Annotated in this window: 21 protein-coding genes and 1 tRNA gene; 7 read left to right on the top strand and 15 right to left on the bottom strand. The window is 60.5% G+C overall.

Annotated elements, in window-relative coordinates:
• Positions 1 to 58: 58 nt before the first annotated feature.
• Both purN and purM read right to left on the bottom strand, forming a co-directional pair.
• Positions 59 to 646: a phosphoribosylglycinamide formyltransferase gene (gene purN, locus CG50_RS01235; RefSeq protein ID WP_036634164.1), complete on the bottom strand. Its 588-nt coding sequence runs from the start codon at positions 644 to 646 to the stop codon at positions 59 to 61.
• Positions 643 to 1,716 carry a phosphoribosylformylglycinamidine cyclo-ligase gene (gene purM, locus CG50_RS01230; RefSeq protein WP_051909326.1) on the bottom strand — a complete coding sequence of 358 codons (1,074 nt, stop codon included), beginning with the start codon at positions 1,714 to 1,716 and terminating at the stop codon, positions 643 to 645. The genes purN and purM overlap by 4 nt, the downstream gene beginning before the upstream one ends.
• Before the next feature lie 160 nt (positions 1,717 to 1,876).
• On the opposite strand from purM, the gene CG50_RS01225 reads away from it, so the two are divergent.
• A tRNA-Ile gene (locus CG50_RS01225) sits at positions 1,877 to 1,952 on the top strand.
• A gap of 4 nt (positions 1,953 to 1,956) precedes the next feature.
• Here the strand turns inward: CG50_RS01225 and CG50_RS01220 are convergent.
• The 3 genes from CG50_RS01220 to CG50_RS17515 are packed head-to-tail and all read right to left on the bottom strand — an operon-like array spanning position 1,957 to position 3,475.
• Entirely contained in the window at positions 1,957 to 3,078 is a 1,122-nt protein-coding gene (locus CG50_RS01220; RefSeq protein ID WP_081880224.1) for a tyrosine-type recombinase/integrase, read from the bottom strand.
• Positions 3,079 to 3,080: 2 nt separating this feature from the next.
• Positions 3,081 to 3,266, bottom strand: coding sequence for a hypothetical protein (locus tag CG50_RS17180; protein WP_036634161.1), 186 nt, complete (start codon positions 3,264 to 3,266; stop codon positions 3,081 to 3,083).
• A 14-nt stretch (positions 3,267 to 3,280) separates the two neighbouring features.
• Complete coding sequence (locus CG50_RS17515) at positions 3,281 to 3,475, bottom strand: excisionase family DNA-binding protein (protein WP_081880234.1); 195 nt, start codon at positions 3,473 to 3,475, stop codon at positions 3,281 to 3,283.
• Positions 3,476 to 3,538: 63 nt separating this feature from the next.
• On the opposite strand from CG50_RS17515, the gene CG50_RS16135 reads away from it, so the two are divergent.
• Together CG50_RS16135 and CG50_RS16775 are read left to right on the top strand one after the other, a co-directional pair.
• Positions 3,539 to 4,027, top strand: a complete 489-nt coding sequence (locus CG50_RS16135; RefSeq protein WP_081880223.1) for a helix-turn-helix transcriptional regulator — start codon at positions 3,539 to 3,541, stop codon at positions 4,025 to 4,027.
• Entirely contained in the window at positions 4,024 to 4,335 is a 312-nt protein-coding gene (locus tag CG50_RS16775; RefSeq protein WP_152559393.1) for a hypothetical protein, read from the top strand. The genes CG50_RS16135 and CG50_RS16775 overlap by 4 nt, the downstream gene beginning before the upstream one ends.
• A 58-nt stretch (positions 4,336 to 4,393) precedes the next feature.
• Here the strand turns inward: CG50_RS16775 and CG50_RS01205 are convergent, their stop codons facing one another.
• From CG50_RS01205 to CG50_RS01185, 5 genes are all read right to left on the bottom strand, one after another.
• On the bottom strand, positions 4,394 to 6,034 hold the full coding sequence (locus CG50_RS01205) for a type I restriction-modification system subunit M (protein ID WP_036634159.1): 1,641 nt from the start codon (positions 6,032 to 6,034) through the stop codon (positions 4,394 to 4,396).
• Positions 6,031 to 7,260, bottom strand: a complete 1,230-nt coding sequence (locus tag CG50_RS01200; protein WP_036634156.1) for an AAA family ATPase — start codon at positions 7,258 to 7,260, stop codon at positions 6,031 to 6,033. Before CG50_RS01200 ends, CG50_RS01205 begins: the two co-directional genes overlap by 4 nt.
• Entirely contained in the window at positions 7,257 to 8,576 is a 1,320-nt protein-coding gene (locus CG50_RS01195) for a restriction endonuclease subunit S (protein ID WP_051909320.1), read from the bottom strand. Before CG50_RS01195 ends, CG50_RS01200 begins: the two co-directional genes overlap by 4 nt.
• Complete coding sequence (locus tag CG50_RS01190; RefSeq protein ID WP_036634370.1) at positions 8,566 to 11,613, bottom strand: type I restriction endonuclease subunit R; 3,048 nt, start codon at positions 11,611 to 11,613, stop codon at positions 8,566 to 8,568. Before CG50_RS01190 ends, CG50_RS01195 begins: the two co-directional genes overlap by 11 nt.
• A gap of 121 nt (positions 11,614 to 11,734) precedes the next feature.
• Complete coding sequence (locus CG50_RS01185) at positions 11,735 to 11,935, bottom strand: type II toxin-antitoxin system Phd/YefM family antitoxin (protein WP_036634153.1); 201 nt, start codon at positions 11,933 to 11,935, stop codon at positions 11,735 to 11,737.
• Between the two features lie 791 nt (positions 11,936 to 12,726).
• On the opposite strand from CG50_RS01185, the gene CG50_RS01180 reads away from it, so the two are divergent.
• Positions 12,727 to 12,966, top strand: a complete 240-nt coding sequence (locus CG50_RS01180; protein WP_036634152.1) for an AbrB/MazE/SpoVT family DNA-binding domain-containing protein — start codon at positions 12,727 to 12,729, stop codon at positions 12,964 to 12,966.
• Between the two features lie 114 nt (positions 12,967 to 13,080).
• Here CG50_RS01180 and CG50_RS01175 read toward each other — a convergent pair whose 3' ends face one another.
• Positions 13,081 to 13,638 carry a metallophosphoesterase gene (locus CG50_RS01175; RefSeq protein ID WP_036634149.1) on the bottom strand — a complete coding sequence of 186 codons (558 nt, stop codon included), beginning with the start codon at positions 13,636 to 13,638 and terminating at the stop codon, positions 13,081 to 13,083.
• A 79-nt stretch (positions 13,639 to 13,717) separates the two neighbouring features.
• Positions 13,718 to 13,969: a helix-turn-helix transcriptional regulator gene (locus CG50_RS01170; protein WP_051909318.1), complete on the bottom strand. Its 252-nt coding sequence runs from the start codon at positions 13,967 to 13,969 to the stop codon at positions 13,718 to 13,720.
• A gap of 90 nt (positions 13,970 to 14,059) precedes the next feature.
• Here CG50_RS01170 and CG50_RS01165 point away from each other — a divergent pair, with 90 nt between their 5' ends.
• From CG50_RS01165 to CG50_RS01155, 3 genes are read left to right on the top strand one after another with little or no spacing between them, the layout of a single operon-like run.
• Entirely contained in the window at positions 14,060 to 14,662 is a 603-nt protein-coding gene (locus CG50_RS01165; protein WP_036634147.1) for a hypothetical protein, read from the top strand.
• 48 nt (positions 14,663 to 14,710) lie between these two features.
• Entirely contained in the window at positions 14,711 to 15,322 is a 612-nt protein-coding gene (locus tag CG50_RS01160) for a hypothetical protein (protein ID WP_152559392.1), read from the top strand.
• A gap of 59 nt (positions 15,323 to 15,381) precedes the next feature.
• Complete coding sequence (locus tag CG50_RS01155) at positions 15,382 to 16,224, top strand: hypothetical protein (protein WP_036634141.1); 843 nt, start codon at positions 15,382 to 15,384, stop codon at positions 16,222 to 16,224.
• Positions 16,225 to 16,259: 35 nt separating this feature from the next.
• Here the strand turns inward: CG50_RS01155 and CG50_RS01150 are convergent, their stop codons facing one another.
• The 3 genes from CG50_RS01150 to CG50_RS01140 all read right to left on the bottom strand — a co-directional run bounded on the left by CG50_RS01150 (position 16,260) and on the right by CG50_RS01140 (position 19,785).
• The gene (locus tag CG50_RS01150; protein WP_036634139.1) at positions 16,260 to 17,006 is read right to left on the bottom strand and encodes a hypothetical protein; all 747 of its coding nucleotides are present in this window, start codon (positions 17,004 to 17,006) and stop codon (positions 16,260 to 16,262) included.
• The gene (locus CG50_RS01145) at positions 17,003 to 18,430 is read right to left on the bottom strand and encodes a hypothetical protein (RefSeq protein WP_036634137.1); all 1,428 of its coding nucleotides are present in this window, start codon (positions 18,428 to 18,430) and stop codon (positions 17,003 to 17,005) included. The genes CG50_RS01150 and CG50_RS01145 overlap by 4 nt, the downstream gene beginning before the upstream one ends.
• A 257-nt stretch (positions 18,431 to 18,687) precedes the next feature.
• The gene (locus tag CG50_RS01140) at positions 18,688 to 19,785 is read right to left on the bottom strand and encodes a helix-turn-helix domain-containing protein (RefSeq protein WP_036634134.1); all 1,098 of its coding nucleotides are present in this window, start codon (positions 19,783 to 19,785) and stop codon (positions 18,688 to 18,690) included.
• Positions 19,786 to 20,128: the final 343 nt, after the last annotated feature.

Raw genomic sequence — 20,128 nt, 5'->3', positions numbered from 1 at the left:
GCCCCCTCTCTTAACCTTCAGCGGGGCAGTGCCCGCTTCTTTACTTGAAGGCGGGGCTTTACAGCTCGACCGGCGTGCGCTCGCCCGTCACATAGCGGCGCAGCACCGCCGGATAGAGCTTGTGTTCGACCGTCAGCACCCGCGCGGCCAGCGTATCGGCATCGTCGCCGGGCAGGATCGGCACCCGCCCCTGACCGAGGATCGGCCCGGCATCGAGTTCCGCCGTCACCTCATGCACGGTGCAGCCGGCCTCGGCATCGCCCGCCTCGATGGCGCGCTGATGGGTATGGAGCCCCGGATATTTCGGCAAGAGCGAGGGATGGATGTTCAGCATCCGCCCCTCGAACCGGCGCACGAAATCGGGGGTCAGCACGCGCATGAAACCAGCCAGGCACACCACATCGGGGTCTGCGGCCAGCAGCGGCTTCACCAGCTCGGCCTCGAAGGCCGCGCGATCCTTGCCGAAGGCGCGGTGATCGACCGCCACCGCCTCGACGCCACGTGCGCGCGCTTTCTCCAGCCCCGCCGCCGCCGGATCGTTCGACAGCACCAGAACCGGGGTCGCGTAGCCCTCGTCCTGCATCGTCTCAACCAGCCGGACCATGTTGGACCCGCCGCCCGAGATCAGGATCGCGACGCGTTTCAAATCAGGTGACCCGTGTAGCTGACGCCCGTGCCCCTGGTGACGGTGCCGATGCGGGTCACGCTCTCGCCCTGCTCGGCGAGCAGCGCGGCCAGCGCCTCGGCGCGCTCGGGGGCGACCACGACGATCATGCCGATGCCGCAGTTGAAGGTTTTCAGCAACTCGCCCTCGGCCATCCCCGCGGTCTTCGCCAGCCAGCCGAACACACCGGGCAGCTTCCAGCTGTCGAGGTCGATCGCCGCGCCCAGCCCCTCGGGCAGCACGCGCGGCAGATTCTCGGTCAGACCGCCGCCGGTGATATGGGCGAGCGCATGAACCCCGCCCGCGCGGATCGCGGCCAGCGCCTGGCGCACGTAAAGCCGGGTCGGCGCCAGCAGCGCCTGGCCGAGCGTGCCCTCCGAGAACGGCGAGGGCGCATCCCAGCCGAGACCCGAGATCCCGACCACCTTGCGCACGAAGCTGTAACCGTTCGAATGCACCCCGTTCGAGCCGAGCCCGAGCAGCACATCGCCCTCGGTCACGCCCGCCGGCAGGTCCGAACCGCGCTCCATCGCGCCGACGGCGAAGCCCGCCAGATCGAAATCGTCCGAGGCATACATGCCCGGCATCTCGGCGGTCTCGCCGCCGATCAGCGCGCAACCCGAGGCCGCGCAACCGTCGGCGATCCCTTCGATCACGCGGGCGGCCTTGTCGACCTCCAGCTTGCCGGTGGCGAAATAGTCGAGGAACAGCAGCGGCTCCGCGCCCTGGCAGACCAGATCGTTGACGCACATGGCGACGAGGTCGATGCCGATGGTGTCGTAATTGCCGGTGTCGATGGCGATGCGCAGCTTGGTGCCGACGCCATCGGTGGCGGAAACGAGGATCGGGTCCTGATAGCCGGCGGCGCGCAGGTCGAACAGCGCGCCGAAGCCGCCGAGGCCCGACATCGTGCCCGAACGGTTGGTGCGCTTGGCGGCGGGCTTGATGCGCTCGACCAGAGCGTTGCCCGCGTCGATGTCGACGCCGGCGTCGGCATAGGTCAGCCCGGGCTTCGTGTCGCCGGTTTTCGCGTCATGGTTCGAGGTGCTCATCGCCCGTGTCTCCGCCTCTGGGTGCTTGCCCCGGCCTTATCGCAAAGGCCCGCCGGGGGCAACGCCCGAGCGCCGAGCGCCGCGGTTTCGCGGGCGGTTTCCGGTGCGCACGTTTCTTGACCGCCACGGATTTCTTGCCTAAGCCGGGACAAGACCTTGGGGGCCTGTAGCTCAATGGTCAGAGCAGGGCGCTCATAACGCCTTGGTTGGGGGTTCAAGTCCCTCCGGGCCTACCAAATATCACTTTTTATCTCCTGTATTCATGCCGTTACCAGAATTCCTGGCGAACCTTTCAGGGTGGTTCGCCAGACCTTCTTCCCGCCTCCCTCCGCTGGGAAGGCTTTCAATCGCTGAGTCGGCTTTGGCCTTACGATTGTATTTATCGATGTATTTCTGCGCTTCCTTCAGGTCGTGGTGTCCGCTGACCGCCATCACCTTGAACACGTCGCCCTCAATCTCGGCGATGCGGCGGCAGATCGCCTTGCGCAACCCATGCGACGAACAATTCGGCAGCCCGGCTTTGTTGCACCAATTCCGCATGGACGACCCCAAACCAGCGGCGGTTCGCGCGCTGCCGGTTGAGGTCTCAAGGAAGGTGAAAGCGCCAGGCCGCACATGGGAAAGTGTCTCGGCCAGATAGGAATGGATCGGTATATTGACCTCGAAGCCATCCGGGTTCTTCTTCGTCTTACGGCGGCGGTAGACGATCCTGCCATCGCGGACATGCCCCTTGCCCATTCTGACGGCATCACACTTCGCTGCGCCGGTATACAGCATCAGCGTCATGCAGAGATGTGCCGGTGTGCCGATTTCATGGACCTCGTAGAAACGGGCGATCTCACCCTCGTCCCATGAATGGAGGCCGTCCGGGTTCGTCGGATACCGCTTCACGCCTTTAACCGGGTTATCCGTGCGCCATTCGAGTTCGATAGCCAGATCCATCATCTGCGAAAGACGCTTCAAGGTCTTGTTTGCCTGTTGCGGCGTCTCGGCCATTTCCGCCTTTATTTCCATCACGTGGCGGCGGCGCAGATGCGACACACGCTTTTTCCCGTGTCTCATACGCAGCGGTTCGATTACCGATCGGTAGTCTGCAGCTGTGCTATCCCCGACCGTCGGAAGATGCAGTTTGTAAAATTTTACGGCCAAATCATTGAAGGTACCGGGTATGGTTCTAGAAGCGCCCGCGCCCTCGGATTTTTTCCCGTTTTCAGCCTCGGCGTAACGTCGTTGAAACTCTTCACTACCCCATTCCGAGCCAAGTTCGACAGTCAACCCTTTCCGACGGAATCGCCACCGGCGCTTTCCGTGGCGGTCAAGGTAAGATTTGGCATAAGGAAAGCGATCGACCTTTTTCGTCATACTTAGTCCCAGTCGTTATCGTTATCATCAGCTTCAGCTGTACCGATCTGGACTACGATCTTGCCGTCTCGGTCAACTTCAACTCGCCCGACAACCAGACCAGCTTTCGTGACGCCTTTGGTGGCCCTTGTTATATCAACCTGCTTGAACGCGGCAGAACGCGGACCGGACATGCGGGCGGGTTTCATTTCGCTTCTCCTCGTTACGCACGATCCGGCTCGACCATTCTTGTTGATATATACTCCTCGACCGCACCTGCCGGGATGAGATAGAGCCCACCGACCTTCACATGCCGCAGCTCTCTCCCACGGATCAGCTTTCGGACCCGGGCCAGCGGCCAGCCGAGACGAGCGGCAACCTCCCGCGGGCTTTCGAGTGCGTGCGTAGGTTTTGTCATCGCGTGGTGACTCCAGTTCCAATTATGGTACAATTCAGGATAGAAGCATCGAATCATGAATGAGTGTTCACAAATGATGACAATCTTTCTCAAAACTTGTCAACCCAAGGATTCTTTGCTTTGCCCCTAGCTTCATCGATCGGAGAGCGTCTTGACCAAGTCCGACGAACGGCGAACGCCTCACAAGCGGATTTTGCTGCCAAGCTAGGCATAAGCAGGACGACGCTTCACAACTATACTAGGGGAGAACGGGACATCCCTGTTCCGGTTCTGGCCAAGCTCTTGGAGGTCTATCGAGCCGATCCTCTTTGGATTCTGGACGGCGAAACAGGCATCCAAAGCAGAGAGTCCGACATCTTGCGCGAGCTTGGCGACATCTTAGAGCAAGTTGAGGAACGCCTTGAGAAGCGCAGAATGCGGCTCGGCACGAAGAAGCGGTGGATGATAGTTTGCCGCCTATATACCGAACGGCTCACCACTCTGCGGCAGACCGGAGAAAAGCCCTCGCTGGAAGCCCTTGGCTTGGATGACTTGCTGGATGTAGCGGCATGACCGTTGAAAAATTCACGCCCCCCGGACGGATTTCGGCTGATCAGATAGAAGCCCTTCTTGATGAGTACACGCCTGACGAGTGGCTACCTGCTGCGCTCCGAGTGCCGTTTCAGGTAGGTATACTGGCAGGTGCAATTGCTCTGATTGCTTTGGCGATACAGGCCTTTTTTCCGGAACACCGCTTAGTCGCCCTGCCGCTCTGGCTGATCTTTTATGTCCTCGTGCCATTCTCGGCTTGGCATATGCGCAGGCTGTACAAGGTCCGGCAACGCGAACACCAACGATGGCAAGAGAAAGCCGATCGATGAAATACATTCACGAACCCCACTGACGCTCTGACGCTGCATAAACCTAGAGTGGCATATCTCATTCGGCCCCGGGAAGAACAGGAAGCCCCAACTCCCTCAGATACGAGTTGTGTTTTGACGTTGCTTCCCGAATTTGGTCTTCGATTGATACCAATTCCTGCTGCGTTGCATCCAGGTCGATTTCAGCCTCAGCCACAGCGGTGCTGATGTATCGGGAGATGTTGAGGTTGAAGCCTTCCTCTGCGATGCGCTCCATGCTCACGCGCTTGGAGTAGCGGTCCTCCTCCTTGCGGAACTGGTACGTCTCGATGATCTTCTGAATGTCATTCGGCTTGCCATCGTCCCCTTCCCGCAGTCGGTTCTGCCGCTTGCCTTTTTCATAGTGCTCGGAAGCGTTGATGAAGAGCACATCATCCGGCTTCTTGCACTTCTTCAGCACGAGGATGCAGACCGGGATGCCAGTCGAATAGAAGAGGTTCGCGGGGAGGCCGATCACCGTATCGATGTGACCATCCTTCAGCAGCTTTGTGCGGATGCGTTCTTCTGCCCCACCCCGGAACAGCACACCATGCGGCAGGATGATGGCCATCACGCCCTCATCCTTCAAGTAGTGGAAGCCGTGCAGGAGAAAGGCGAAGTCTGCGGCGGACTTGGGCGCCAGCCCATGGTTCTTGAACCGCACGTCGTCGCCCATCGCTTCAGTCGGCTCCCAACGAAGGCTGAAGGGCGGGTTGGCTACGATCGCATCAAACGACGGCTTCTTGGCAGGGTTCAGCTCTCGCAGGATGTCCCAGTCATTGGTCAGCGTGTCGCCATGGTAGATTTCGAATTCGGTGTCTTTCACGCCATGCAGCAGCATGTTCATGCGAGCGAGGTTATAGGTGGTGATGTTCTTTTCTTGCCCGTAGATTTTCCCGATGCCATGCGGTCCCATGCGCTTTCGCACGTTCAGCAACAGCGAGCCGGAACCGCACGCGAAATCGAGCACACTGGCGAGACGCTCTTTCTTTCCGGTGGCGGGTTCCTGGCTGTCCAACGTCACGATCGCGGAAAGGATGTCAGACACCTGCTGTGGGGTATAGAACTCGCCTGCCTTCTTTCCGGAACCGGCTGCAAACTGGCCGATCAGATATTCGTAGGCGTCGCCCAACGCATCGACATCGGAAGAAAAATCAGCGAGCCCATTGGCGATCTCCGTGATGATGGTGCAGAGCTTGGCGTTGCGATCTGCATAGCTCCTGCCGAGCTTTTCTGAGCCGAGATTGATTTCCGAAAAGAGTCCCCCGAATGTACTCTGGAAGGACTCATTCTCGATATACTTGAAGCCTGCCTGCAGCGTGTTCAGCAGATCGTCGCTCTGGGTGCGCGCCATGTGGGCGATGCTGGTCCAGAGGTATTCCGGCTTGATGACATAATGCGCCTTGAGGCGCATCTGCATTTCAAACGCCGAAATATCGTCGGGGTTTTGCGCGTACCACACGGAAAGCGGCGAGCGCCCGCCATTGCCGATCGTGTCGGGATCCGGGTAGTCGCGTCCGAGCTCCTTCCGGGCGGCCGTCTCGTAGTTGTCCGACAGATAACGCAGGAACAGGAAGGACAGCATGTAATCGCGGAAATCGTCCGCGTTCATCGCTCCGCGCAAAGTGTCGGCGATGTTCCAGAGTGTCTTGCCCAGTTGCTTTTGGATTTGGTCGTTCATTGTGCTGTTGCTTCCTGGGGGACGGGCGCGGGTGCTGGGGCGGGATGCGGGGCCGGAGCGGCGCCCGGGAGGTGAAACTCGAACCGCGTGACGAACTCGCGCAGAATGCGGCGAAACAGTTCCTTGTTGTCCTCGCCCATCTCTGTGGGTTCGTGGATGGCGTATGCCCCGTGGCTCAAAAGGTTCAGGGCCCGGTTGAACAGTGCCCTGTCTGCGTCGGTGTCGAGAGCTTTCAGGCAAAAGGCGATGCTCGGGTGACCGAAAAACGATGCCGTCTTTTCCATGACACTGCGCAGGGCATTGAAGTGGAAGGTGTAGAGCTTGCCCTTCTTCGGATCGGCCGCGCGCTGCAACTCGGCGAGCGTTGCAACGTGGTGAAAGAAGGGCGTGTCTTCCGTGGCCTGAAGCGTGTAGGTGCCGTCGCCACTTGGCCGGTGCAGGAAATAGCGCCGATGGTCGACCGAAGGCGCGTCGTCGATCTTCCGACCGACTTCGTTACACATGACGTTGAAGAACAGCGCATGGTGCGAAGAGAAGATCACCTTGATCGGGGCAGGCTTGCCCTCGGCGTCTTTCCGTGTGGCCGCCCGACGGAGGAGCTTGGCAAGGTCGCAGGCGACGGAAATCGCGTTGTTGTCGTCCAGCGACGAGATCGGATCGTCGATATAGAGGTATTTCTTCCCCTGATAGGATTCATGCCCATCCAGCATCCGTTCGCAGATGGCCATGAAGATGCACCAAATGAAGATGTTCTGTTCGCCCCGCGACACCTTGATGTTGGCCTCGCCACCCTTTCGGAAGCTGACGAAATCCGGCTTGGAGATGGTGTCCTTGCCCTGCTGAACGTCCTTGTAGGTGAAGTCGAACTCGAAGTCGGCATAGCGGGACAGGTAGCGGGCGATGGTTTCGTCCAGCGCGAGTTCCGTCATCGCGTTGAAAAAGGACGACTTCTCGTTCAGTTGCAGGCGGCGCACGCTGTCGCCTTCGAGATCGTTCTCCCAGACGAAAAGGTCCTCGGTGAAGGCGTTGAAATACAGAGTGTCGGGTGTGCCGGTGGGGTTCTTCTTGTTCTTGCGCTTGCCTGCGTCCTTGAATTCCATCGACAGGCGGGTCTTGCCGGTCCGGTTGTACGCATAGATCAAGACCAGCGAGAGCGGCCTCGTCGGATTGGTCAGATCGTCGCGAAGTCTGGCCACCAAGCTCTTCAGGTTCTTGTAAGTGCTCATGCGTCATACTCCCCGGCCTGGGGGAAAAGCTGCTGCATCAAGCCCTTCTTGTGGGTCTTGAGCGTGTCGAGCTTTCGGGTCTCGGCGGCGATGAGGTCATCGAGGGAGGTAAGGCAGTCTGCGATGCGCTGTTGTTCAAAAATGGTTGGCGGAATTATAAACGAGAGATTTGAAAGGTTCTCTTTGCTTATCCGCTGACGTGTCGATCCTGACGACAGCCCGGCGACATTTCGGAAGTAAGCGTCAGTTTGAGTCAAAGCAACGAAAAGACGGGGAACAATCTTTGTCTCGTCAAAACGGACGATCAAGCAGTCAACTGCCGTTATCATCCTTTCTCCGATGTCAGGAATAAAGCATGAGCGCCCGAGTGGATCTGGAAGTCGCGAGACCAAGCAATCTCCAGGAAAGACTTCTGTGCACCGAAGTCTTTCAAATGTCTCATTTGACACGAAGCGCGCCTTCCCGCTCTTGGCGATAAAATCTCCGACACCGATATTTCCAGTTTGAATAAGTCGAAATCCGTCTTCTGATTGATCTTTAGACTCAATCCAGTCCCCGTCCAGAAGCGCAGTAGTGACTTGCTTCAGGCTATGAGGCACCCACTCTCCCGCCCCCTCAAACTCAGGGAAGCGGAGGCGGGGTTGGGTTTCGCCTTCCTGTGGGAATAGCTGCTGCATCAGCCCCTTCTTGTGGGCCCTCAGCGCCTCCACCTTCCGCCCCTGCGCGGCAATCAGCGCGTCCGCAGAGTCCAGACAGTCGGCGATCTTCTGTTGTTCGGCTTCATCCGGCCGCCATGCGTTCGTCGACAAGAACTGAGTGACGGAGATATTGAACCGGCCTGCTCTGGCGCCCTCGTTTACGAGCCCACCCAGCGCGGGATTATGGCTTCCCGACTCGAAGTACCATTCCCAGAAGGCTGGGTTCTCACTCGGATGGAAGCGGAAGCACTTATAGATGGGCGAGACAATCCCACCCGCATAGGCGGAAAGCCGTTTGATCGTTCCGAAGCCTGACGCCTTGGTTGTCCGGTCATTGTAGACGAAGTCGTCTTTGCGAATCTTCAGATAGCGATCAGTGTTGTCGCCAGCGATCTTCTTTCCGAAGTATTCGCTCTGAAGAACAAGTCCATGCTCTCCCGAAAGACTTAGCACGTTGTCCGCGTCGCCGGTTGTCGCCCGATCAGTTACAGGTCGAGCAAGCTTCTGGAGCGGTATCTCCTTCCAACCATCAGTCTCCTCGAACTCAGGAAACCGCAGCTTGGGCACCAAAGCAGCCCCGCTGGCCGCGACGGCAGATGATTTCTCTTTACTGCTCATAAGCGCTCAGCCCCGAAATCTCTCGCCCACCGGCCCGCTTCAGCAGCAATGGCATAAGATCGGCCATCAGATCCAGCTCCTTCACCCGCCGCGCCTTCCAGTTCAGGCCAAGGGGTTCCATCAGGTCGGTCAGCGCCTCGCCGTCAAAGATCATGCGTTGCAGGATGGTGTCGACAAAGCCTTGCAACGCCTCGTTCGCCAGCCCGTGTTTACTCGCGATGGCCGCCAGTTCCGCCGCGTTCTTTTCCGCCTTGAAGCGGCTGTAGCCGTCGCGGATGGCCTTTTCGCTGAGCCCCTCGCCCTCCTTGAGAGTATTGATGTAGGCCGCGATATCCTCGCGCTCGTCCATGAACTTGGCGTCGGACTGGATCAGGCCGATCAGCTCCTCGCGGCTCATCTTTTGCTTTCCAGGCGTCGCCTCGGAATAGCGGGCGATAAGACCCATGATGTAGTCATAGTCGATGACGGCCGAGGCGAAGAGGACGAACTCAAAATCCAGTTGGTCGGCGTCCTGGCTGGGCTTGTCCGTGGCTGTCCCCTGCTGGGCGCGAAGGCGCTGCGCGGTTTCCAGATAGGCGCCGCGGAAGCCGAGCAGGTTGTCGCGTGGCAGAACCTGTTCGATGGTTTTTCGGTTCTCTTCGGTCAGGTCGGTATACTGGTCAAGTTGAGTCTTGAGCCGCTGAACCTCTTTGAAGTGTTCGATGAAGGCCGCACGGGCTGCGTCGCCCTTGAGGTTGGGCACGGCTTCCGGGGCGCAGTCGAGGCCCTGCGATTTCATGAAGGTATCAAGCCTCTGGACCGCGGTCTCCAGCTTCTGGATGACCACCGGGGCCTTGTCGACCAACCAGATTTCGCGGGCCTTTTCAGCGGCGGCTTCGCCTGAGAAGAGTGCGATGGCGGCATCGACCGCGCCCTGCTGTTGCCGGAAGTCCATAATGTTGCCGTAGGGCTTGGTAGCGTTCAGCACCCGGTTGGTGCGCGAGAAGGCCTGGATCAGGCCGTGATGCTTCAGGTTTTTGTCGACGTAGAGGGTGTTCAGGAACTTGGAGTCGAAGCCGGTCAACAGCATGTCGACGACAATCGTGATGTCGATCTTGTGGTGCGGCTGGTTGGGATAAGCCTTCTTCAGGTCGGCATCCGGCCATTGCTGGTCTTTGATCCGCTTCTGCACGTCCTGGTAGTAGAGATCGAATTCGCCGATCTTGTGGTTGGTGCCGTAGTGCGCGTTGTAATCGGCGAGGATGCCCTTAAGGGCTTCCTTCTTCTTTTCAGGATCGACCTTATTGTCTTCCCTCTCGTTCTCAAGGTCTTCCGAAAGCTGTTCGATGTCCTTCTTCGCCTCTGGAGTTTCAGCCAGTTGGGCAGGCGGGGAAAAGACGCAGGCGATGTTCAGCGGCCGGAAGCTAGGATCAGCGGCCAGCTTCTCTGCCTGCATCGTCTTGAAGAGGTCGTAGTACTCAATAGCATCATTGATCGATGATGTGGCAAGAAGGGCGTTAAACCGGCGCTGCCCGGTGGCTTGGTCATGCTTGGCAAGTATCGCCTCGATTACTGCCTTCTTGGCCAAAGGTTCGCCGGGCTTAGGCAGGGTTTTGCCCTGCGGCTTGAAATAGTCGACATGGAACCGAAGGACGTTTCCGTCCTCGATGGCGTGGGTGATCGTGTAAGTGTGAAGGCGCTGCTGGAACAGGTCTTCCGTTGTCTTCATGCTGGCTTGAGTGTCTTCGATCTTCTGCTGGGCGGCGTTTTGATCGAAGATGGGTGTCCCAGTGAACCCGAAGAGCTGGGCGCGCGGAAAGAACTCCTTGATCGCCTTGTGGTTCTCGCCGAACTGCGACCGGTGGCATTCGTCGAAGATGAAGGCGATGCGCTTGTCGCGGAGGGGCTCCAGCTGCTCCTTGAAGCTCTTCTTGCCATCCTTCTTCTGCTGCTTGTTACGCTTGCTGTTTTCGTCCAGCGCGAGTCCCAGCTTCTGGATTGTGCAGACGATAACCTTGTCGGCGTAATCGTCCGACAGAAGGCGTCGAACCAGTGAGGCTGTGTTGGTGTTCTCTTCGACGCAGCCTTCCTGGAACTTGTTGAACTCCTCGCGAGTCTGGCGATCAAGGTCCTTGCGATCCACGACGAATAGGCATTTCTCGATGTCGGGATTGTCCTTCAAGAGCGTTGACGCCTTGAAGGAAGTGAGCGTCTTGCCGCTGCCTGTCGTGTGCCAAATATAGCCGTTGCCGCAGTCCTGAGCTATGGAGTCGACGATCGCCTTCACCGCGTAGACCTGATAGGGCCGCATCATCAGCAGTTTCTGTTCGCTCGCGACCAGAACCATGTACCGGCTGATCGTCTGACCGAGGGCGCACTTGACAAGGAATGTTTCGGCGAAGCTGTCGAGATGGACGATCTTCTTGTTGTCTACGTCCGCAAACTCATAGACCGGGAGAAATAGTTCTTCGGCGTTGAAGGCGAAGTGCCGCGGGTTGTTGTTCGCGAAATAGAACGTCCGATCGCGGTTGCTGACGATGAACAGCTGCAAGAAGCAGAGGATGGTCTTGGTATAGCCGTTCCCCGGATCGTTCTTGTACTCGACGATCTGCTCCATGGCACGACGAGGGCTTATGCCGAGGGTCTTCAGCTCGATCTGAACAACCGGAACACCATTGATCAGGAGAATGACGTCATAGCGGTGGTGGCTGTTGTCCGTGTTGATGCGAAGCTGGTTGATCACCTCGAAGGAATTCTTGCACCAGTCCTTGATGTTCACGAGCGTGTAGTTCAGCGGCGTGCCGTCATCGCGGGTGAAACTGTTCCGCTCGCGCAGGGTTCGTGCAGCTGTAAAAACATCCGGCGTGACGATTTCATCGTGCAGTCGCTGAAACTCGCCATCGGTGAGCCTGACGCGATTCAGCTCTTCGAATTTGTTCCTGAAATTCGCCTCCAAAGTAGCTCGATCGCGAATATCGGGTCGATATTCGTACTTGAGCTCCTTGAGTTTCGCGATCAGAGCATCCTCAATATCGCGTTCGTGTCTGTTCGCGGTCATCACGAGACTCATTGGCTATTACACCCCTCTGAAGGGACGAGTTTCCTGCATGGAAATTGGATAGGTGCAAGGTTCGGGAGTTTCAAAATCGGTAATATTTGAGCTTTGTGAATAGCCTGAATCATCGCGCGGTCTCACCATTCTTGCCCGAGCGGTCATTCCTTTTATCCATCTCAAGGCCCTTTAGCCGCTCGTACTCCTCGACCGCAATCACCACCACGACGGCACGACCATGCTTGGTCACGGCCACCGGCTCGGCTCTGGCAAGATCAATAAGCCGCCCGAACTCGTACTTTGCGTCCTTCGCGCTTAGGGTCCGCATTTCCCAGCTCCCAGCTCCCAGCTCCCAGCTCCCAGCTCCTATCTTCTGGCCATTTTGGCTGAATTTGACAATGGTCTATCGTGTCCAGGGGCGTGCCTTCGGCATCGCCTGTGTCGCTTCGACTTCACGATGTTGATTTCTACGCGGAACTGACCCCGGCTTTCCACCGAGAGGTAATCTACCTCTTGCGGGTCGCTGAAAAATCCTGCTGTTCAGGCCCCCGCTCCATCACGGCGTGTTTGACAGTGTACCGAACCTCATCCCCACGTTCGCCTTGCGCAACGGCGACAGATATCGACGCGGAGAAGGCCGACCGCAGCGCGCGGGACCGGCACAACTCGGCGCAATTGCTTCGCTGCGCATGGCTGACCGCTTTCCAAGGTCCGCTGCGGGGGCCTTTTCTGCGCGCATCGCTCATTCATGCCATGCACGGCGAACAACAGCTCTCTGCCATCGGCAGCCGGTGGGACTTCAGGCTTCGACCGGGCACTCCCCGCTCAGGACTGTCGGCAGGGAGCCGCGCACCTCGGCCAGCCGCTCCCCGGCCCTCTGCGACGGCACCTAGCCTAACACTGCGCCTCTCACGACCGGCAGCAATGGACTGAATCGCTGCCCTCGCGGCAGATCGCCCGAGTGATCATTTCGAGCAAGCTGCTTCCCGCGTGCGGAAACGGGTTCCGTACGCAAATGAGACGAGCTTCTTAGCGAGATCCCGGCCAAAATCTCAATTGAAGCTTTTCATCGGTTCGGCGAGTCTTCTCTCGAAGGCCCTATCATGGGAGAATTCCGACATGCTGACGTACATCTTGAAACACGAAGATGCCGCCATCTTGCCACTCCCCGGCAGTGTGCTTCGCGCAGCGGGTCTGCACATGGGCGATGAAGTCGATGTCGTGGCATCACTTGGCCGCATCGAGATCCGTCGAGCGGATGTCGAGCGCATTCTGCTCGGAACGCTCATCGCCGGCATGACCGAAGAAAACTGCCACTCCAGCATCGACTATCGGGTTCTCGGCCGAGAAGCCCTGTAAAGTGACCGTTATGACCCGTCTGAACCTGCCCGGGTCAAGCCGCTAGATTGGTTGCCCCTGCAAGTGTGTGGCGGGCCCCTCGCCTCGTCTGCCCCAGATCAGGCCTGACAGATCTCACGCCCTAGGCTCAACATCCTTCCAGTGGCGGTTCGCCGGCAACGCCTTTGCCCGCCGGGCCGCGTCCTGCACCGTGACCGGGTAGAAATCCCAGACGTCCACCCCGACATTGACCGCGTTCGCGCTTCCCTTCCAGTTGCCATGCACATGGCCGAACAGATGCAGCGCGCCCTTGCGGGCATGGTTCCACGTCATCATCGGGTAGTGGCAGAGCGTCACCGGCCGGTCGGCCGACGGATCCTCGACCTCGGCCAGAAGCGCCACGCTGTCCCAGGGCAGCGCCTGCGTCAGGGCGCCATCATGGTTGCCGACGATCAGATGACGCCGGGCGCCGGGAAGCTGTCCGAAGATCGTCAGCAGCCAGCTTTCATCCTTAGCCTGCGGGCCGAAGGCGAAATCTCCGACAACCCACAGATCATCCTCGGGTCCGACCTTCTCCCAAAGCCGCTCGATCAGCACAGCGTCCATATGGCTCGTGTCCCGGAACGGGCGATGCGCGTTCCGGATGATGTTCTCGTGCCCGAAATGCGGGTCGGCAGTGTACCAATGCGTCATCGTGAAAGATCCGTTGCAGGCGGGGCCGCGGTTGTGCCGCACCAGCGGGGGCCGGGTCAATAGCCCGTAAGAGCCGCCGTTACAGCCGATCCGGCAGCGTGATCGCAGCTGGCGCCCAGAAGCTCTCGAAATCCGCGTCGAGCTCCCGGAGGATCACCAGAAGCTCGATCACGTCAAGCCGGCGCTCGCCCAGCTCATATTTCCCGACAAAGGACGGCGGCTTGCGCAGCTTCGCCGCCAGATCCGCCTGCGACATGGCGCGTTCCGTCCGAAGAGCAATCAGCGCCTTCAGAAGACTGCGATACGCATCTGAATGAACGCTGCCCGCCAATAGTCCGCCTGCCTTTGATTTCGACAGGTTCAGCTATTGACCCCATTATGGGTTTAACCCCAAAATGGGGGTGACAATTGGAGGTCCGCAATGAAAGACGCCATCTCTGCCGCAAACGACCTGTTGTCCGGCGTGGGGCTCTGGTTCCGGAGCAAGGCGGAGCAGGCCGCGGCAAAGCGTGAAGCGAAGGCCTGGGCGAAGGCTCTGCCAAAGGCCATGCTGGAAGAGATCGTGGCGGCTGTTCCTATGCCTGCGCACCTGTGGCGCGAGGACTATTGGGTTCTCAATCAGGAGTCGCTGCGGGAAGGCCCGGCGATCTACCGGGCTTATGTGGACGAGAATTTCCCCCATGAGCCGGAGGCTCGGCGCGTGGAGCTTGTGGATCGTCTCATGGGCGACAGGTATGATCTGTGGATGGTCGCGACCCGCGAACTGACCCGCGCCGCTGTCAGCGCTGGTATGGCGGCTGATCAGGCCCGCCGGGATGCGAACTACGCGGCCCGGATGGCGGAGGAAGCGGCGAGGCCACATCGCCTGTCGATGGCCGGTCGGAAGGCCGAGGCGGAAGCCTGCTATCGCAACTCGGGTGTCTATGCGGATGGCAGCGGTCGCGTGCTGAGCCACGCGGAACGGTTCCAGCTCGGTCTGCCCGCGAACACCGGCGGTGCGAAGTCGGGGCTGATCGACGGATAAGTCTCGTCCGCGAGATTTTGGTTCGAGGAATTGATGATGAAGAGAATTGTGCTCGGGCTGCTGCTGGCCCTCGCCTCGCCCGCCTATGCCGAAGGGCTAGATCTGGCACCGATCCGGCAGGATCTGGACCGGGCGATGGCGTCCAATGGAAAAGCGGTCTGGCTGATCTACGGCGCGGTCTCGCGCGAGAAGATCGCCGAGGCGATCAAGGTTCTCGCGCCGATCAAGTCGCGGGTGACGGTCGGCGTTTATGGCCGTGACTACCCGGACGATCAGGCGCGTGCTGACTTCAAGGCAGCGGGCTTCAAGGTCTGCTCAAGGTGGGGCCGGGATAACCTGCGGACCACGCTTCACAAGCCGACCGGCGACGGCGATCTCAACAACAATGCCATGTTCGATGCCAAGATCAATTTCTCGGAAACCGATGCGCTGATCTTCGAGGAGGGCAGTCGGCAGCTCGAAGCCATCGCTGGCGAATGGGAAATGGGCGGCACGATGCCGGGGGCAGCGAAGAAGAACTTCTTCTTCGCGAATATCCTGTCCGACGAACTTGATGGTGAAGCACCGCCCAGACCCACGCGCGTTACCGATGACGCGAAGGTCGGCGGCGTGTCGAGCCTGCTGTCCTTTGAGGGCGGGCGCGGATGTTTCGAGAAATGACCGGGCGCGTTTCAGTCCCCACCCGCAGATCGCCCCCATTGCATCGTCAGGAGTCCATTATGTTGAAGAAATGCCTTGCCGCCTCGGTCTGCGCGGTCCTGTTCCCCGGTCTTGCACTGGCCGACACGCTGAAAGAGATCGACTATTCCGCGCCGCCAGCCTCCGGCAAACTCGCCGTGATCGGGATCGCTCCGGGCATGACCCTCGACGACGCCCGCGCGGCGATGACGAAGCGCGGTCTGGAGCTGTCGACCGGGAAGGTCGATCTGCGCGCCTCCTCGCCCAAGGGCAAGACCTTCGATCTGTCGGCGGTGGCGAAGTTCGGCACGGCCGGCGTGGGGCTCAACACGCGCCTGTCCGGCGCCGGTTATGAAGAGGTCACCGGCACGCTGGATCTGGGGGCGCTTGGCGGTCGGATCATCTCGGTCGGTCGCACGATCCAGGGCAGCAACGCGGATCTGCCGAAGCCGGACGAGCTGCTCGCGCAGCTCACCGAGGAATATGGCGAGCCGTCGCTCGTGGAGGTCGATCACGGCGGGAAGATGACGATCCTTTACGGCTGGGACGAGGCGGGCGCGAAGCTGACCGCGCTGGATCAGGCGGCACCGCTGGAGATGGAGGAAAAGACCAGATCCGGGACCTCGACGACAGAATACGTCCCCTGCGTGTCCTCCGGCTTCGGCACGATGCAGGTGGATTATAAAAAGCTGAACAGCGACAAGCCCATCGCGCCGGGATGCTCGGCCCGCTATCAGGTCGTTTACGAATCGAAAGCCGGGCAGTCGAAGATCCGGTTCTCGCTCACCGATTTCGCGCGGGCGCGCAAGGCGCGCGAGGAAACGGATCGCCAGATCAACGAGGCCCTGACCGGGGCGGCCAGGGCCTCGAACATGGATCTGTAACCGGGCAGCGCGGTCAGGCCCGGGGCCGCGCCCCGTCATTTCCGCGCCATCACCCGGTACATCCGGCCGTTGTAGCGGGCGAGATCGGACAATCCCGCCGCCCGCCAGCCCCTTAGCTCGTATCCTTCGGGGACAACGATGACCGGCCGGGTGTGGCTCTCGACAAGCTGGATGCCGATGCGGTCGCGCAGGGTGACGAACTGTTCAAGCTCCGCCTTGACAGAGGCCCGCTCGGCCTCCAGCCCCGCAAGTTCCGCCCCGGCGGCGCCGAGGCTCTGCTCGACACTCGCCCGCTGCGCCGCAAGCTGCGCCTCAAGGGCCGCGAGGGCGCGCGCGCCATCTTCCCGGGCCGCCGCCAGTTCCCCGGCATTCGCGGCCCGGATCGTATCGGCCTCCTGCCTCGCCCCATCGACCAGCCGGCTGGCACCCCATATCGCCAACAGCAGGATGCCTGCGGCGACGAGACAGATCCCACCGAGCGCGGCCCTCGTCCATTTCACCTGTCGCCGGAGCAAGATCCCGTTGGCGTCCAGCCGGGTTCTCAGCTCCTCGTTGTCGGCGCGCAAAGCCTCCAGCCTTGCCTGCTCCGCGGCGACATGCCCTGAGACCGAGAACATCATCAGCCGGATCTGCTTTCCTTCGGCGTCGAGTTTCCGCCCGATGCCGTCGGCATGCTCCGCGAGGCCTTGCTTCAGGCGGTCCAGCTCGCCCGCGGCATCGTCTTCTTCAGCCCGACGCCGTTGCCGCAATTCCGCGATCCGCGCGTCCAGATCAATGGTCATCGCCCGATCCCCCTGTTCCGAAAGGCCGAGGCCGGAAGATCGTGCTCCCGCACCTGTTCGGCCGCATGTTCCTGCTCCCGGGCCAGCTCCGGGGCAGACAGGCGCGTTTTCAGCCGGTCCCAGAGCGAGGTGACGACCGTCACCGCTTCCCGCAGCGCCGGGCCGATCTGCAGGGCCTCGACCCGTTCGTGCAGCGCCCTGTCGCGGATTCCCCACCCGGAACCCCGCGCCGGACGCACGACCTTGCCGGTCAGCACCCCGACGATAACCAGCACCGCGACAGCCGCCGCTTCCTGCGCGACGCGTCGTGCAATCACCGCCTTCTCAGCCTCGAACGCCTGTCTGTCGTCCTGAAGCCGGCGAGCGCCTGCTTCGGCCTCCCTTCCGGCGGCGGCCCTGATCTCTTCGGCGGCGGAAATCAGATCCGCCGCCTTCTGTTCTGCCGAGCTCCTGATCTTGCGGACCTCCTCCTCCGCCGCCAACCGGAGGGCGGCGGCTGTCTTTCTGCGCGCCGTCGCCACGGCCCGCTCCTGCGCCGCCGCAGATCGTTCGGCTTCGGCCTCGGCATGGAGCCCCTCAGCCTGATGAAGCCTCGCCTCAAGATCGCGTGCCATTCTCTCCGCCGAAGCACTCAGCGCATCCTCCTGATCGGCGAGGTCGCTGACCATCTCCTCCATCTGCCTCAGAGCGCGGGCGTTGCGGCTGGCTTCGTCCTTGCGGGCGCGCCATTGCTGCCGCGACAGCCGCTCCCGCTTCGGGCCGGTGCGGGTCAGGCCAGACGGCAGTCCCACTTCGCGGTGATACTGGTCCTGAAGCTCGCGGGCCCGCGAGCGATAGGCATGATTGCCATGCTTCACTGCCGTCTTGTCGTCATGCCCTTCCCCTCTTGCCACGGCCTCGGCTTCGCTCTTGGCCAGCCAGCACGGGTTCAGATCCCGGGCCGAACAGGCGGGATCATCCAGTGGCAAGACGTAGGCGTGAAGATGCGGGTGCTCTTCGTCGACATGCTCAATCACGCTCACCAGACGTTCGCCGAAGAGGCCGCGCAGAAACGTCAGGTTCCGCTCCACCCAGGCGTCATAGTCCCGCCGGGCTTCGGGATTTTCCATGACCTGCGCAGTCAGATGCGGATGCGAGGCCACCGCCGTCAGCAGGGTGTGACGGTCGGCGCGGATACCCCGGCGCGCAGACCGGCCATCCTTCAGCGTGACCGCGACACTGCCCGCGGCCACCATCTCGTCATGCAGGCGCTGCACCTCCTGAGGCGACACGCCGGCGATCACCCGGAAGGGGAGGGGTTTGGAAACGTGCCTCGAGAACATCGGATCGCGCCGCGCTTCTGCCAGAACCTGTTCGACCGACTGGCCTGTCTTGTTGGGCTTTCGGGAATAGGTCTGCAGGTGGAAAAACTGGGGTCCGGCCATGGCTCAGCCCCCGTTGCCGGAGAAACGCAATATGGACCGACTATTATGTTGCAAGCAACATGTCGGCGAAGGCGCTGCGCCCCTCGACCCAGCCAGCGGCTGCGCCGCCGATCCGTCCCGGATCGAAGCCGCCAATGGCGTCTGCAAAACCCGACCTTCGCCAACCTCGTGACGGGCGCTCCGATCGGGTTTTGCAAGAGTGCCATCTGCGGTTTCTGATTGCCTGGTCGATGCCTGAGGCCGCTGATTTTTCGTGGTCATCCCAGCCTCCGTGAACAGGCCTGGATCAGCTCCGCAATCAGGATACTACTGACAGCCTTTCCGCGCGTTTCCTGTCTCACCAAACCGATGAACGCCCGCGCCGCATTCCTCACTCGGAAGCGATCAGTTCGTTCCGCATTGCAATCCGCTAAGAGCAGGCAGAGCGAGGTGCGCATCTCTCCCAAGCTGTCACGCGCAGCATCCCAATCCGAACCGGACACACCCAGCATCATCGCCCGCTCTCTCGCCCCAAGCCCGATGCAGCGCCAACTCGGGCTGTGCAGACACCCGTCAGCTTCGGCGTAAAGCTCGATTGCCTCGCGCAACTCTTCTCCAGCTAGTGCCAAAACCTGCCCGGTGCTGATGCGCAGCGGCTTGTGTGCGGCATCGCCGTGTCTCCTACAGGTTTCGATTTTCTTTTTCGGATTGGTATTAGGTCGGACAGAACTGTCCGACGGCGCGACCTCAACTGTCCGACCGGAATTTGCCGAAAACTCGGTGACAATGGTTTCGAGCACATTGATGATCGCCGCCAGTCGCTCGCCATCCTGGACCTCAGAGGGGCGCAGGCGTGGGAATGCTTCACGGGCAGCTGCCAGTGCCTCGGGGGCATCGAGGTTCCGGATCTGGCGAATGAGATCGTTGGCGCGCCGGCGGTCGTCCTTCAACCGTTCGGCGCCGATTGTAACGCTTCGCTGCCAGGCCAGAAATTCACCAGCGCGCTCGATCAACGGAGCGAGGTTGATGCCGCCAACCGACAGGATCCGCCCATCCCCGGAACGACGACCAAAGCGCATACCATTTGCAGCGCCGGTCCGACGAAGTAACCCGCGAGCCTCCAGCCGCGTCTCGATCCGGGTAATGCGGCGCACATTGAAGCCGAGGCGATCGGCCAGTCCGGAGACCTTCTCCCAGAAGCCGCAGACCCGGCCGGGCAAGAAATCCTCCGAGCGCACCAGTCGGAAGGCACAGCGCAGGTAGGCTAAATCTTCGTCGCGCAAACCCAACCGGTTGCGCAGCTTTTGCAGGACATCCAGCAGCTCGAATGGCGACATGCCCTCGGGAAGGCCGCAATGCGTGAGGGTGACGCTCATGCTCCCGCCCTCTCTGCTAGTTCCGAAATCCGGCTTGCTTGGCGGCACACCGCACAGTAGGTTTCAGCTACGGAGTGATTTTCCATTTGGTCGTCGGAGCGGGTTGCAGCCCCTCCGGCGACTTTCCGTTTCTGGCCTCTTTCATCCGGGAATCCGCCCAGAAAAAGGTTCACCACGCCCCGATTTTCCGCAATGAAATCAAAGGGGGATTTTCGCGCATTCACCACGCCAAGCCATTGAAATCCGGGAATTGCTCCATTCCCTCCGGGCCTACCATGAGCTCGCCATATATCTGATATTTATGGCATTTCAGGCGCGTGAGGCGCTTTCATCCGCGCCGTGG

Source organism: Paenirhodobacter enshiensis, assembly GCF_000740785.1.
Classification (GTDB): Bacteria; Pseudomonadota; Alphaproteobacteria; order Rhodobacterales; family Rhodobacteraceae; genus Rhodobacter; species Rhodobacter enshiensis.
This window is presented reverse-complemented; position numbering and strand designations above follow the sequence as displayed.

Excerpts from the sequence above, each read along its gene's own strand:
- CG50_RS01140 (WP_036634134.1), bottom strand. The coding sequence starts at position 19,785 with ATGAGCGTCACCCTCACGCATTGCGGCCTTCCCGAGGGCATGTCGCCA.
- CG50_RS01145 (WP_036634137.1), bottom strand. The coding sequence starts at position 18,430 with ATGGCCGGACCCCAGTTTTTCCACCTGCAGACCTATTCCCGAAAGCCC.
- CG50_RS01155 (WP_036634141.1), top strand. The coding sequence starts at position 15,382 with ATGTTGAAGAAATGCCTTGCCGCCTCGGTCTGCGCGGTCCTGTTCCCC.
- CG50_RS01165 (WP_036634147.1), top strand. The coding sequence starts at position 14,060 with ATGAAAGACGCCATCTCTGCCGCAAACGACCTGTTGTCCGGCGTGGGG.
- CG50_RS01205 (WP_036634159.1), bottom strand. The coding sequence starts at position 6,034 with ATGAACGACCAAATCCAAAAGCAACTGGGCAAGACACTCTGGAACATC.
- CG50_RS17515 (WP_081880234.1), bottom strand. The coding sequence starts at position 3,475 with ATGACAAAACCTACGCACGCACTCGAAAGCCCGCGGGAGGTTGCCGCT.
- CG50_RS01180 (WP_036634152.1), top strand. The coding sequence starts at position 12,727 with ATGCTGACGTACATCTTGAAACACGAAGATGCCGCCATCTTGCCACTC.
- CG50_RS01185 (WP_036634153.1), bottom strand. The coding sequence starts at position 11,935 with ATGCGGACCCTAAGCGCGAAGGACGCAAAGTACGAGTTCGGGCGGCTT.
- CG50_RS01200 (WP_036634156.1), bottom strand. The coding sequence starts at position 7,260 with ATGAGCACTTACAAGAACCTGAAGAGCTTGGTGGCCAGACTTCGCGAC.
- CG50_RS16775 (WP_152559393.1), top strand. The coding sequence starts at position 4,024 with ATGACCGTTGAAAAATTCACGCCCCCCGGACGGATTTCGGCTGATCAG.
- CG50_RS01175 (WP_036634149.1), bottom strand. The coding sequence starts at position 13,638 with ATGACGCATTGGTACACTGCCGACCCGCATTTCGGGCACGAGAACATC.
- CG50_RS01195 (WP_051909320.1), bottom strand. The coding sequence starts at position 8,576 with ATGAGCAGTAAAGAGAAATCATCTGCCGTCGCGGCCAGCGGGGCTGCT.
- CG50_RS01190 (WP_036634370.1), bottom strand. The coding sequence starts at position 11,613 with ATGACCGCGAACAGACACGAACGCGATATTGAGGATGCTCTGATCGCG.
- CG50_RS01220 (WP_081880224.1), bottom strand. The coding sequence starts at position 3,078 with ATGACGAAAAAGGTCGATCGCTTTCCTTATGCCAAATCTTACCTTGAC.
- purM (WP_051909326.1), bottom strand. The coding sequence starts at position 1,716 with ATGAGCACCTCGAACCATGACGCGAAAACCGGCGACACGAAGCCCGGG.
- CG50_RS01150 (WP_036634139.1), bottom strand. The coding sequence starts at position 17,006 with ATGACCATTGATCTGGACGCGCGGATCGCGGAATTGCGGCAACGGCGT.
- CG50_RS17180 (WP_036634161.1), bottom strand. The coding sequence starts at position 3,266 with ATGAAACCCGCCCGCATGTCCGGTCCGCGTTCTGCCGCGTTCAAGCAG.